Here is a 14,133-nt window from a genome sequence, read left to right on the forward strand (position 1 = left end):
ACGCGGTGGGAGACCAGAAGGTTCCCCGAATACCGCAGACTCACACACCTTCGGCCACAGTCCGTCAGCAACCCGTCGGATTCACACAGCTTACGATCACTCCCCACGCATCCACTGGTCCATCACCGAGAGCAGATGGTCGGGATCCACCGGCTTCGTCACGTAGTCGGAAGCGCCGGACTCGATCGCCTTCTCCCGGTCGCCCTTCATGGCCTTCGCCGTCAGAGCGATGATCGGCAGCCCCGCGAACTGCGGCATCCTGCGGATCGCCGTCGTCGTGGCATAGCCGTCCATCTCCGGCATCATGATGTCCATCAGTACGACCGTCACATCATCGTGCTGCTCCAGGACTTCGATGCCCTCGCGGCCGTTCTCCGCGTACAGCACCGACAGCCCGTGCTGCTCCAGCACGCTGGTGAGCGCGAAGACATTACGGATGTCGTCGTCGACGATCAGCACCTTCTCGTGCGAGAACATGATCCCGCGCCGCGGCTCCGGCGCCTGCGCCGCCTCGCCCTGACCGTCCCCGGCCCATGAATCCTGGCCGGCCGCCTGCGCCTGCGGTACGTGCGGGACCTGGCCGGTCTGATCACCCTGGCCGGCCACCTGCCCCGGCAGCGCCGTGCGCTGATCGCCGCCGCTCACCGCCCGGCGACGCCGCCGGAACAGCCCTGCGGGACCGGTCTGCGGGTCGGACGGCAGCCGGCCCGGCCGGGTGTCGGTCGACGGCTCGGTGTCCGTCGCCCGGTCCTCGTCCGGCGCGCTTCCGCGCAGCGGCTCCATGCCACCGGGCGTGAGCTGCGGGTAGCCCTGCGGCGGCAGTTCGCTCGGGTGCAGCGGCAGGTAGAGCGTGAACGTCGACCCGCGGCCCGGCTCGCTCGCCGCGTGGATCTCGCCGCCCAGCAGCCTGGCGATCTCCCGGCTGATGGACAGCCCCAGGCCGGTTCCTCCGTACTTCCTGCTGGTCGTCCCGTCGGCCTGCTTGAACGCCTCGAAGATCACCCGCATCTTGCTGGCGGCGATCCCGATACCGGTGTCGGTCACCGAGAAGGCGATCAGATCGGCGTCCATGTCGCGCAGCGAGCCGGCCTCCAGCAGCTGCTCGCGGATCGCGTTCGGTACGTCGGCCTTGGCCGGCCGGATGACCAGCTCGACGGCGCCGCTGTCGGTGAACTTCACCGCGTTGGACAGCAGGTTGCGCAGGACCTGGAGCAGCCGCTGCTCGTCCGTGTGCAGCGTCGCGGGCAGCTCCGGGGACACCCGTACGGAGAAGTCGAGTCCCTTCTCCGCGGTGAGCGGCCGGAAGGTCGCCTCGACGTAGTCGACGAGCTGGACCAGCGCGATCCGGGTCGGGCTGACGTCCATCTTGCCCGCCTCGACCTTCGACAGGTCGAGGATGTCGTTGATCAGCTGGAGCAGGTCCGAGCCCGCCCCGTGGATCGTCTCGGCGAACTCCACCTGCTTCGGCGAGAGGTTGCCCTCCGCGTTGTCGGCGAGCAGTTTCGCCAGGATGAGCAGCGAGTTGAGCGGCGTACGCAGCTCGTGCGACATGTTCGCCAAGAACTCGGACTTGTAGCGCATCGAGACCGCCAGCTGCTCGGCGCGCTCCTCCAGGACCTGCCGGGCCTCCTCGATCTCGGTGTTCTTCACCTCGATGTCGCGGTTCTGCTGGGCCAGCAGCTCGGCCTTCTCCTCCAGCTCCGCGTTGGACTCCTGAAGGGCCTTCTGCCGGTTCTCCAGCTCCGCCGAGCGCTCCCGCAGCTGCTCGGTCAGCTCCTGCGACTGCTCCAGCAGCACCTCGGTCTTGGTGTTGACGCTGATCGTGTTGACGCTCGTCGCGATCATCTCGGCGATCTGGTTGAGGAAGTCCTTCTGGATCTGGGTGAAGGGCTGGAACGACGCCAGCTCGATCACACCGAGGATTTTCCCCTCGAAGAGCACCGGCAGCACGATCACATGCGCGGGCGGCGCCTCGCCGAGACCGGAGGAGATCTTCAGATAGCCCGGCGGCACGTTGTCCACCAGGATCGTGCGCTTCTCCTCGGCCGCCGTGCCGATGAGCGTCTCACCGGGCTTGAAGGACGTCGGCATGGAGCCCGCCGAGTAGCCGTAGCTGCCGCGCATGCGCAGCTCGTACGGGCTGTCCTCGTCCGCGCCCACCTCGCTCGTGCCGCGCGTCGTCAGCGCCAGGAAGAACGCCCCGTGCTGCGCCGAGACGACCGGGGTCAGCTCGCTCATGATCAGCGAGGCCACGTCGTCGAGATCGCGGCGGCCCTGCATCAGACCCGAGATGCGGGCCAGGTTGCCCTTGAGCCAGTCCTGCTCCTTGTTCGCCAGGGTGGTGTCGCGCAGGTTCGCGATCATCGTGTTGATGTTGTCCTGGAGGACCTGGATCTCGCCCGCGGCATCAACGTCGATCTTCAGATTGAGGTCGCCGCGGGTCACCGCGGTGGCCACGGCCGCGATGGCGCGCACCTGCCGGGTGAGGTTCCCGGCCATCTCGTTCACCGACTCCGTCAGGTCGCGCCAGGTGCCGTCCACGTCGCGTACGCGCGCCTGGCCGCCCAGGATGCCCTCGGTACCCACCTCACGGGCCACCCGCGTCACCTGGTCGGCGAAGGACGAGAGCTGGTCGACCATCGTGTTGATGGTGGTCTTGAGCTCCAGGATCTCGCCGCGCGCGTCGATGTCGATCTTCTTCGTCAGGTCGCCCTTGGCGATGGCCGTCGTGACCATCGCGATCTGGCGGACCTGCCCGGTCAGGTTGGACGCCATCGAGTTCACCGACTCGGTGAGGTCCTTCCACGTACCGGAGACTCCGGGCACCCGCGCCTGGCCGCCCAGTTCCCCTTCCGTACCCACCTCACGGGCCACGCGCGTGACCTCGTCGGCGAACGACGACAGCGTCGTCACCATGGTGTTGACGGTGTCGGCGAGCTGCGCGACCTCGCCGCGCGCCTCGACCGTCACCTTCTTCGTCAGGTCACCGTTGGCGACCGCCGCCGACACCTGCGAGATGTTCCGCACCTGGGACGTCAGGTTGTTGGCCATCAGGTTGACGTTGTCGCTGAGGTCCTTCCAGATGCCGGTGACGCCGCGTACGCGCGCCTGGCCGCCCAGGATGCCCTCCGTGCCCACCTCACGCGCGACCCGCGTCACCTCGTCGGCGAACGACGACAGCTGGTCGACCATCGTGTTGACGGTGGTCACCAGCTCCAGGATCTCGCCCTTGGCGTCGACCGTGATCTTCTTCGACAGGTCGCCCTTGGCCACCGCCGTCGTGACCTCGGCGATGTTGCGGACCTGCGAAGTCAGGTTGTTGGCCATGGAGTTGACGGACTGCGTGAGGTCCTTCCACGTACCGCTGACGCCCTGCACCTCGGCCTGGCCGCCCAGCATGCCCTCGGTGCCCACCTCGCGGGCCACCCGGGTCACCTGCTCGGCGAAGTTCGACAGCTGGTCCACCATCGTGTTGAGGGTGTTCTTCAGCTCCAGGATCTCGCCGCGCGCGTCCACGTCGATCTTCTGCGACAGATCGCCGCGCGCCACCGCCGTCGCGACCTGGGCGATGTTGCGGACCTGGGCGGTGAGGTTGCCGGCCATGCCGTTCACCGAGTCGGTCAGATCACGCCACACACCGGCCACACCCGGCACCTGCGCCTGGCCGCCGAGCCGGCCGTCCGTACCCACCTCGCGGGCGACCCTGGTCACCTGGTCGGCGAAGGACGAGAGCTGGTCGACCATCGTGTTGATGGTGTTCTTCAGCTCCAGGATCTCGCCGCGCGCGTCCACGTCGATCTTCTGCGACAGATCGCCGCGCGCCACCGCCGTCGTCACCTGGGCGATCTGCCGCACCTGGGACGTCAGGTTCCCCGCCATGAAGTTTACGGAGTCGGTGAGTTCCTTCCACGTACCGCTGACGCCGTCCACCCGCGCCTGGCCGCCGAGCCGGCCCTCCGTACCCACATCACGCGCCATCCGCGTCACCTGGTCGGCGAACGACGACAGCTGGTCGACCATCGTGTTCACGGTGTTCTTCAGCTCCAGCATCTCGCCGGAGACGTCCACCGTGACCTTCTGCGACAGATCACCGTTGGCGACCGCCGTAGTGACCTGCGCGATGTTGCGCACCTGGCCGGTGAGGTTGCGGAAGGCCGTGTTGACGGAGTCCGTCAGGTCCTTCCACGTGCCCGCCGCGCCCGGCACCTGCGCCTGACCGCCCAGCAGACCCTCGACGCCGACCTCTCGCGCGACTCGGGTCACCTCGGAACCGAAGGACTGGAGCTGGTCCACCATCGTGTTGACAGTGTTCTTCAGCTCCAGCATCTCGCCCGCGACGTCGACGGTGACCTTCTGCGTCATGTCACCGTTGGCCACCGCCGTCGTGACCTGCGCGATGTCCCGCACCTGCGTCGTCAGATTGCGGAAGACGGTGTTGACGGAGTCCGTCAGGTCCTTCCACGTTCCGGCCGCGCCCGGCACCTGCGCCTGACCACCGAGCAGACCCTCGCCGCCGACCTCGCTCGCCACCCGCGTGACCTCGTCCGCGAACGTACGCAGCGTCTCGGTCATCTGGTTGATCGTCTCGGCGAGCTGCGCGACCTCACCGCGCGCGCTCACGGTGACCTTCCGCGACAGATCACCGTTGGCGACCGCCGTGGTCACCTCCGCGATCCCGCGCACCTGGGCGGTCAGGTTCCCCGCCATCAGGTTGACCGAGTCCGTCAGGTCCTTCCAGACACCCGCCACCCCGGGCACCTGAGCCTGGCCGCCCAGCTCACCCTCCGTACCGACCTCGCGCGCCACACGGGTCACCTCGGAGGAGAAGGACGACAGCTGGTCGACCATCGTGTTGACGGTGTTCTTCAGCTGGAGCATCTCACCGGCCACATGCACGGTGACCTTGCGTGACAGATCACCCTTGGCGACCGCCGTCGTGACGAGAGCAATGTCACGGACCTGAGCCGTGAGCCGGTACGCCATGGTGTTGACGGAATCCGTCAGATCTTTCCATGAACCGGACATACCGCGCACCTGGGCCTGACCACCCAGTTTTCCTTCGGTACCCACTTCGAGCGCGACTCGCGTCACCTCGTCCGTGAACGCCGACAACTGGTCGACCAGGTTGTTGACCGTACGCCCGACCTTCAGGAACTCGCCCCGCAGCGGATGCCCCGCGCCCTCCGCACCCTCGGAGCTCTGCGACCGCAGCTCCATCCGCTGGTCCAGGTCACCGTCCGCGACCGCCGACAGCACCCGCCCGACCTCGGAAACCGGCCGCGCCAGGTCGTCGACCAACGCGTTCGACGCGTCGATCGCGGTCGCCCAGGAGCCCTCGCAGGCCCCCGTCTCCAGCCTCTCGGCCAGCTTTCCCTCACGTCCGACCATGCGCCGCACCCGCGCGATCTCGCCGGTCAGATGCAAATTCCGGTCGGCCACCTCGTTGAAGACAGCGGCGATCTCGGCCATCACACCGTCGCCCGACACCGTCAGGCGTTTACGGAAATTGCCGTCCCGCATCGTCACAAGGGCCTGCAACAGCCTGTTCAGGGCCGCTGTATCCACTTCGGTTGTCCCATTGTTCCGGGACCGTCCGCCTTTTGCGCGCGTGCTGGTGCTCCGCGCGGCTGCGCCAGACTCCACCGTGTCCCTCCCGCAGGGGTCGACCGTACTCATCGGGCTTCGCCCGAAGCCTTCCCAGTGTTTCACCATGGCCGAACCAGGCCATAACAGTTCGGCAGCTTCGCACACCCCTCCCCGGACTCCCGGGGCGGAAACACTGGTGACCGGCATCCGCTCGGACAGGGAAGGTAAGTAACCTGGCTTCCGGCTGTCCAGCCGCCCCGGTCCGCCCGGCGGGGGCGGTTGAACGAGATCCACAACCGGGCACCGGAGGGGCGGGCCGATCATGGCAGAGCCGGGCGTCGAGACGCGTACGAGGAGTTCTGTGATCACCGCGCGGGCGGCTGCCAGCTTCGACCCCGTGGGACGGTCCGTCGCGACCGCCCGCGCCTTTGTCAGGGACACACTCCAGGGCTGGGGGTACGCCGACATCGTGGACGACGCGGTCGTCCTCACCAGCGAGCTGGTCACGAACGCCGTGGTGCACGCCGGCACCACCGCCGACGTCCTGTGCCTGCGTACGGAAGAAGGCGTCCGCGTCGAGGTCGGCGACCGCTACCCCGAGCGCGAGGTCCCCCTCCAGGGCATGGCGCAGTCCTTCGGCAACCCCGAGCGCGAAGGCGGCCGCGGCCTGCTGCTGTGCGCCGCCCTCGCCTCCCGCTGGGGCGTCGACTACGCGCCCGCCCACAAGCACGTCTGGTTCCAGCTCGACCTTCCGGAACGCCCGGTCGGCATCCGCTCCGCCGGCCCGGTCCTCCCCGTCGAGCTTCTCCCGGTCGCCGACGGCCGCATCCGCGTCGCCGTCGTCCAGATCGACCGCTCCGGCGCCATCAACGCCTGGAACGAGGACGCCGAAGACCTCTTCGGATACGCCGCCGACCAGGTCATCGGCAAGCAGCTCACCGACTTCGCCGCCTGGCCCCACACACCCGGCATCGCCACCGGCATCGCGGACGCCCTCCAGCTCTCCCGCTGGGAGGGCAGCTACGGCGTCCGCGCCGCCGACGGCCGCACCGTCGCCGTCTACGCCTCCCACCTGCGCGTACGGGACACCACCGGCGAGCCCTCCACCATCTGTCTCCTCGTACGCGACTTCGAACGCGCCGTGCTCCAGTCCCCCCAGCGCACCCCCAGCGACACCGCCAAGGGCTCGCTCTCCGAGGGCCGCGCCACGGACCCCTTCGAGGTCTTCATCGGCTCCCCCGCCCCCGACGACCTCGACGGACTCCTCCAGCGCACCGTCGAACGCTCCCGCGACATGCTGGACGCAGACTCCGCGTTCCTGCTCCTCGCCACCGACGACGAGACCGAGCTGGAGGTACGGGCCACCACCGGCCTCCCCTCCGCCCGTCAGCGCTTCGCCCGCGTCCCCGTGGAGGCCGGAGCCGGGCGCTACGGCTCCGCCCGCATGCCAGCCGTCCACGACGACCTGGCAGCCGTCCCGGGCGCCGTACCGCTCCTGGACGGCACCGGCATGCGCTCCGTCGTCACCGTCCCCCTCAAGGTCGAGGGCCGCCTCACCGGCTCCCTCGGCGTCGCCGCCGAAGCCCCCGGCCGCTACTCGAACGAGGAGGCCCTGCGCCTCCAGTTCGCCGCCGACCGCATCGCCCTCGCCGTCGAATCCGCCCGCCTCGGCGAACTCGAACGCCTCCGCCGCGGCTCGCTGTCCTTCCTCGTCGAGGCGTCCGACCTCCTCGCGGGTACGCTCGACCGCGACCAGACCCTCGCCCTCATGGCACAGATGACGGTGCCCACCCTGGCCACCTGGTGCGCCGTCTACACCATCGCCGACCAGTCCTCGGAGCCGTACCTCTCGTTCGTGCTCCACGAGGACGAGGAGCGCATCGACGGCCTCAAGGCCCTGCTGTCCAAGATCGACCCGCCGGAGCCCGTCCCGACCCCCGGTGCTCGCGTGTGGGCCGCCCCCGGCGAGGCCGCCCACCAGGCAGCACTGCGTACGTCGATGCGCAGCCTCGGCCTCGGCTCCACCCCGCACGTCGGCTCGGGCATCGGCACCACCCTCGCCACGGCCGCGGCGGTGGGCGGCGAGACGGTCGTACTGCCCCTCGTCGCCCGCAACCGCGTCATCGGCATGCTGACCCTCGGCAAGCCGACCGACGACCACTTCCGGCAGGAGATCCTCGAACTCGCCGAGGACCTCTCCCGCCGGGCCGCGCTCGCCCTCGACAACTCACGCCTGTACTCCGAGCGCATGGCCATCAGCCAGTCCCTCCAGCGCAGCCTGCTCCCCCCGGAGCTCCCGCACGTCCCGAACGTCGAGGTGGAGGTCATCTACCGCGCCGCGGGCGAGGGCAACGAGGTCGGCGGCGACTTCTACGACCTCTTCCCGATCCGCGACGGCGCGTACGGCTTCGCCATCGGCGACGTCTGCGGTACGGGCCCCGAGGCCGCCGCCGTCACCGGCCTCGCCCGCCACGCCCTGCGCCTCCTCGCCCGCGAGGGCTTCGGCGGCCCCGCCGTCCTGGAACGCCTCAACGCGGCCATCCTCGACGAGGGCGCCCGCAGCCGCTTCCTCACGCTCCTGTACGGCGAGCTGTGGCCCCAGGAGGACGGCAGCGCCGTACTGAAAGTCGTCTGCGCCGGCCACCCGCTCCCGCTGCGCCTGCGCCCGGACGGCTCGGTCGAACCGGCCGCCGAACCGCAGCCGCTCCTGGGCGTCATGGAGGACCTGGAGCTGTACGAGCAGATGGTCACGCTCGAACCCGGCGACGTACTCCTGTGCGTCACCGACGGCGTCACCGAGCGCCGCGAGGGCACGCGCATGCTCGGCGACGACGGCCTGGCCGACGTCCTGGCCACCTGCACGGGCCTGACGGCCGGCGCGGTCGCCGGCCGCATCCTGCGCGCCGTGGAACGCTTCGCTGCCGAACCGGCCTCCGACGACATGGCCATCCTCGCCATGCGCGTCCCGATGCCGCACACGATGTAGCGAGCGGGCTCCCGGATACGCGAAAGGCCCCCGCCAACCGGCGGGGGCCTTTCGTGTGTTGAGCCCCAATACGGAATCGAACCGTAGACCTTCTCCTTACCATGGAGACGCTCTACCGACTGAGCTATTGGGGCCTGCTGCGCTGCGGCAACGGGATAGATCATACCCCGGATCCAGCCGTGCTCCGAACCCGCCGTTCCTCTGGACCGTCCGCCCCCGCGCTGCGACCATGCCCGGATGCGGATCCGTCCCGGCACGCCCACGCACCTGACGCTCTGGTCGGCCGTAGTGGCCACACTGCTCTCGCTCGGCGCCTGCCGCCCGACCGACGCCGAGCATCCCAGGAAGCAGCTGAAACCGACTGAAACAGTCCGCGAGACCCCGCGTCCGGGCGACCAGAAGATCGCGATGACCTGGGACGGCAAGAAGCGTGTCTACCGCGTGCACGCACCACCCGGGTACACCCCGGCCAAGAAGCTGCCCCTGATCGTCGCCATGCATCCGTACCCGAGTACGGGCGAGTTCGTGTCCAGGCTCAGCGGACTCGACGAGAGAGCCGACCGCGAGAACTTCCTGGTCGCCTACCCCGACGGCCTGGACCTCGCCTACAACGCCCTGAGCTGCTGCGGAGACGAGGACGACGTCGGCTTCATCCGGGCCATGACGAAGCGTCTCGTCGACAGATGGAAGGCCGACCCGGATCGCGTCTACGCCACCGGCATCTCCAACGGCGCCGACATGTCCTTCAAGGTGGCCGTCGAACTCCACGAGACCTTCGCCGCGATCGCCCCGGTGAGCGGCGCGTACAGCGGGCCCGACACTCAGGACGCCTCCTACTTGCCCAGGACACCCGTCTCGGTCATCACCTTCATCGGCGGCCGGGACAAGCTCTACAACACAGCGGACACCGCGATCGAGGCGTGGCACGAACGCCTCTCCTGCAAGCCGGCACCGGCTCGGAAACTCAAGGACCAGATCACCCGTACGTCCGCGAAGTGCCGGGACCAGTCCGAGGTGGTCACCTACCGGATCCCGCAGATGAGCCACAGCTGGCCGGGCGCCGAACCGGGCGACATGGCCGCCCCGGAAGCAGGGGTCAACGCGACCGACCTGATGCTGGAGTTCTTCGCTTCCCACCCCAAACAAAGGTCCTAGAAAGCGGGTTGCAGGAGCCCGCCGAGCGCATTGCAGGCCGCCACGACGCGCTGAAGATCCCGCCGGGACAGCGAACCGCCGACGGGCAGCGTGAGCGTCTCATCGGCAGCCCGAACGGTCTCAGGCAGAGAGACCTCCTGCCGGAAGGCGGGCAACCGGTGTACGGGCGTCTGCACGGGCACCTCACACTCAACGCCCCGGCGCCGGACAGCACGAGCGAACGCGTCCCTGTCCGGCCGCCCATTGCCCGGCACCCGGACGACGTACCGCTGGTACGTATGTCCCGGGCACGGCTCCGGAGTCCGCACCCCGGTGAGCCGCCTGTCCAAATAAGCTGCCTGGACCTGCCGTTGAGCAAGCGCACTGGGATCGAGGTCCTCTGCGTCCCGGTGCTCCACCACCAGGAGCCCCCGTCGCTGCCCGAGCTGCCGCACCGCCCGCACGCCGGCCAGATACCCGAATCGCGGTACGGCGACCACGGCAACCGTACGAGAGGTGACGGCGGCTTCCACAGCGGCCGCGTCAAGGCAGTACGTGGCCCCGTCGATGTCGGCGAACACCGGCACGGCGCCAAGGGCCAGCACACCCTCGGCCACTTCTGCGTTCCCGAAGGCCGGCACGACGACCTCGTCGCCGACACCGACACCCGCGGACTTCAGCATTCCGATCGTCCCCATACCTGGGGATGCTGGTCGTACAACGTGAACACCAAGTGACCGGGCATAAAAAAACGCTGGTCCCCGAACCGAAGTTCAGGGACCAGCGTTGAATGATTGTTCGGCGGCGTCCTACTCTCCCACAGGGTCCCCCTGCAGTACCATCGGCGCTGAAAGGCTTAGCTTCCGGGTTCGGAATGTAACCGGGCGTTTCCCTAACGCTATGACCACCGAAACTCTATGAAGTTGAACAAACCGGAAACGGCACAGTTCGTTACTTCAGAACTAACACAGTGGACGCGAGCAACTGAGGACAAGCCCTCGGCCTATTAGTACCAGTCAGCTCCACCCGTTACCGGGCTTCCACATCTGGCCTATCAACCCAGTCGTCTACTGGGAGCCTTAACCCCTCAAAGGGGGTGGGAATACTCATCTCGAAGCAGGCTTCCCGCTTAGATGCTTTCAGCGGTTATCCTTTCCGAACGTAGCCAACCAGCCATGCCCTTGGCAGGACAACTGGCACACCAGAGGTTCGTCCGTCCCGGTCCTCTCGTACTAGGGACAGCCCTTCTCAATATTCCTACGCGCGCAGAGGATAGGGACCGAACTGTCTCACGACGTTCTAAACCCAGCTCGCGTACCGCTTTAATGGGCGAACAGCCCAACCCTTGGGACCGACTCCAGCCCCAGGATGCGACGAGCCGACATCGAGGTGCCAAACCATCCCGTCGATATGGACTCTTGGGGAAGATCAGCCTGTTATCCCCGGGGTACCTTTTATCCGTTGAGCGACAGCGCTTCCACAAGCCACTGCCGGATCACTAGTCCCGACTTTCGTCCCTGCTCGACCCGTCGGTCTCACAGTCAAGCTCCCTTGTGCACTTACACTCAACACCTGATTGCCAACCAGGCTGAGGGAACCTTTGGGCGCCTCCGTTACTCTTTAGGAGGCAACCGCCCCAGTTAAACTACCCATCAGACACTGTCCCTGATCCGGATCACGGACCGAGGTTAGACATCCAGCACGACCAGAGTGGTATTTCAAGATTGACTCCACACACACTGGCGTGCATGCTTCAAAGTCTCCCACCTATCCTACACAAGCCGAACCGAACACCAATATCAAACTGTAGTAAAGGTCCCGGGGTCTTTCCGTCCTTCTGCGCGAAACGAGCATCTTTACTCGTAGTGCAATTTCACCGGGCCTATGGTTGAGACAGTCGAGAAGTCGTTACGCCATTCGTGCAGGTCGGAACTTACCCGACAAGGAATTTCGCTACCTTAGGATGGTTATAGTTACCACCGCCGTTTACTGGCGCTTAAGTTCTCAGCTTCGCACGCCCGAAAGCGCACTAACCGGTCCCCTTAACGTTCCAGCACCGGGCAGGCGTCAGTCCGTATACATCGCCTTACGGCTTCGCACGGACCTGTGTTTTTAGTAAACAGTCGCTTCTCGCTGGTCTCTGCGGCCACCCCCAGCTCACGGAGTAAATCCGATCACCAGTGATGGCCCCCCTTCTCCCGAAGTTACGGGGGCATTTTGCCGAGTTCCTTAACCATAGTTCACCCGAACGCCTCGGTATTCTCTACCTGACCACCTGAGTCGGTTTAGGGTACGGGCCGCCATGAAACTCGCTAGAGGCTTTTCTCGACAGCATAGGATCATCCACTTCACCACAATCGGCTCGGCATCAGGTCTCAGCCTTAACGAGGGACGGATTTACCTACCCCTCGGCCTACACCCTTACCCCGGGACAACCACCGCCCGGGCTGGACTACCTTCCTGCGTCACCCCATCGCTTACCTACTACCACCTTGGACCGGCGGCTCCACCACTTCCCTTTGCCCGAAGGCTCCAGGACGGCTTCACGGCCTTAGCATCAATGGATTCGATACTGGGCGTTTCAAAGCGGGTACCGGAATATCAACCGGTTGTCCATCGACTACGCCTGTCGGCCTCGCCTTAGGTCCCGACTTACCCTGGGCAGATCAGCTTGACCCAGGAACCCTTAGTCAATCGGCGCACACGTTTCTCACGTGTGTATCGCTACTCATGCCTGCATTCTCACTCGTGAACCGTCCACAACTCGCTTCCGCGGCTGCTTCACCCGGCACACGACGCTCCCCTACCCATCCACACTCCCGTTGGGGATATATGTGTGAATGACACGACTTCGGCGGTACGCTTGAGCCCCGCTACATTGTCGGCGCGGAATCACTTGACCAGTGAGCTATTACGCACTCTTTCAAGGGTGGCTGCTTCTAAGCCAACCTCCTGGTTGTCTCTGCGACTCCACATCCTTTCCCACTTAGCGTACGCTTAGGGGCCTTAGTCGATGCTCTGGGCTGTTTCCCTCTCGACCATGGAGCTTATCCCCCACAGTCTCACTGCCGTGCTCTCACTTACCGGCATTCGGAGTTTGGCTAAGGTCAGTAACCCGGTAGGGCCCATCGCCTATCCAGTGCTCTACCTCCGGCAAGAAACACACGACGCTGCACCTAAATGCATTTCGGGGAGAACCAGCTATCACGGAGTTTGATTGGCCTTTCACCCCTAACCACAGGTCATCCCCCAGGTTTTCAACCCTGGTGGGTTCGGTCCTCCACGAAGTCTTACCTCCGCTTCAACCTGCCCATGGCTAGATCACTCCGCTTCGGGTCTAGAGCGTGCAACTCAATCGCCCTATTCGGACTCGCTTTCGCTACGGCTTCCCCACACGGGTTAACCTCGCTACACACCGCTAACTCGCAGGCTCATTCTTCAAAAGGCACGCAGTCACGACTGCATGTGCAAGCACATACAGCGACGCTCCCACGGCTTGTAGGCACACGGTTTCAGGTACTATTTCACTCCGCTCCCGCGGTACTTTTCACCATTCCCTCACGGTACTATCCGCTATCGGTCACCAGGGAATATTTAGGCTTAACGGGTGGTCCCGCCAGATTCACACGGGATTTCTCGGGCCCCGTGCTACTTGGGTGTTGCACAAGCAAGCCGTTGATGTTTCAGCTACGGGGGTCTTACCCTCTACGCCGGACCTTTCGCATGTCCTTCGCCTACCAACGGTTTCTGACTTGCCCAACAGCCGGCAGACTGTTGAAGTGCAATCCCACAACCCCGTATGCGCAACCCCTGCCGGGTATCACACGCATACGGTTTGGCCTCATCCGGTTTCGCTCGCCACTACTCCCGGAATCACGGTTGTTTTCTCTTCCTGCGGGTACTGAGATGTTTCACTTCCCCGCGTTCCCTCCACATACCCTATGTGTTCAGGTATGGGTGACAGCCCATGACGACTGCCGGGTTTCCCCATTCGGAAACCCCCGGATCAAAGCCTGGTTGACGGCTCCCCGGGGACTATCGTGGCCTCCCACGTCCTTCATCGGTTCCTGGTGCCAAGGCATCCACCGTGCGCCCTTAAAAACTTGGCCACAGATGCTCGCGTCCACTGTGCAGTTCTCAAGCAACGACCAGCCACCCATCACCCCGCCCTTACGGACGAGTGCACTGGGGCCGGCATCGCGAAGATATAGACCAAATGGTCCGTACCCTCAGATACCCAACAGCGTGCCCGACCCGATTTACTGTGCTCACTTTCCACGCCGAAGCAGTACTCGTGAACCCACCAAACCGTGCCGAGTAGTCAACGTTCCACCCATGAGCAACCAGCACCGGACGTTCGCCGATGAACTGGCCTCTGACCGGGTGGTAAGAAGTGCTCCTTAGAAAGGAGGTGATCCAGCCGCACC

At 65.8% G+C, this 14,133-nt stretch carries 4 protein-coding genes, 1 tRNA gene and 3 rRNA genes (1 of these 8 running past the window's edge); 2 read left to right on the top strand and 6 right to left on the bottom strand.

Going from position 1 to position 14,133, the window contains the following annotated elements; all coding sequences use genetic code 11:
• Window positions 1–96: 96 nt before the first annotated feature.
• The gene (locus tag AS594_RS09580; protein ID WP_176742717.1) at window positions 97–5,643 is read right to left on the bottom strand and encodes a HAMP domain-containing protein; all 5,547 of its coding nucleotides are present in this window, start codon (window positions 5,641–5,643) and stop codon (window positions 97–99) included.
• A 265-nt stretch (window positions 5,644–5,908) separates the two neighbouring features.
• Between AS594_RS09580 and AS594_RS09585 the strand changes: the two genes are divergently transcribed.
• Entirely contained in the window at window positions 5,909–8,572 is a 2,664-nt protein-coding gene (locus tag AS594_RS09585) for a SpoIIE family protein phosphatase (RefSeq protein ID WP_069926575.1), read from the top strand.
• 61 nt (window positions 8,573–8,633) lie between these two features.
• Here the strand turns inward: AS594_RS09585 and AS594_RS09590 are convergent.
• A tRNA-Thr gene (locus tag AS594_RS09590) sits at window positions 8,634–8,706 on the bottom strand.
• Window positions 8,707–8,809: 103 nt separating this feature from the next.
• On the opposite strand from AS594_RS09590, the gene AS594_RS09595 reads away from it, so the two are divergent.
• Window positions 8,810–9,727: a CE1 family esterase gene (locus AS594_RS09595; RefSeq protein WP_240508976.1), complete on the top strand. Its 918-nt coding sequence runs from the start codon at window positions 8,810–8,812 to the stop codon at window positions 9,725–9,727.
• On the opposite strand, the gene AS594_RS09600 is transcribed toward AS594_RS09595, so the two are convergent.
• From AS594_RS09600 to AS594_RS09615, 4 genes are all read right to left on the bottom strand, one after another.
• Window positions 9,724–10,404: a DegT/DnrJ/EryC1/StrS family aminotransferase gene (locus tag AS594_RS09600; RefSeq protein WP_107357951.1), complete on the bottom strand. Its 681-nt coding sequence runs from the start codon at window positions 10,402–10,404 to the stop codon at window positions 9,724–9,726. The two genes, AS594_RS09595 and AS594_RS09600, sit on opposite strands and share 4 nt — an antisense overlap.
• Before the next feature lie 98 nt (window positions 10,405–10,502).
• A 5S ribosomal RNA gene (gene rrf, locus AS594_RS09605) occupies window positions 10,503–10,618 on the bottom strand.
• Window positions 10,619–10,692: 74 nt separating this feature from the next.
• Window positions 10,693–13,815 (bottom strand): 23S ribosomal RNA (locus AS594_RS09610).
• 295 nt (window positions 13,816–14,110) lie between these two features.
• Window positions 14,111–14,133, bottom strand: a 16S ribosomal RNA gene (locus AS594_RS09615) (it continues 1,503 nt past the right edge of the window).
• The 16S, 23S and 5S rRNA genes sit together here, the layout of an rRNA operon.

This window comes from Streptomyces agglomeratus (assembly GCF_001746415.1).
GTDB classification, from domain to species: domain Bacteria; phylum Actinomycetota; class Actinomycetes; order Streptomycetales; family Streptomycetaceae; genus Streptomyces; species Streptomyces agglomeratus.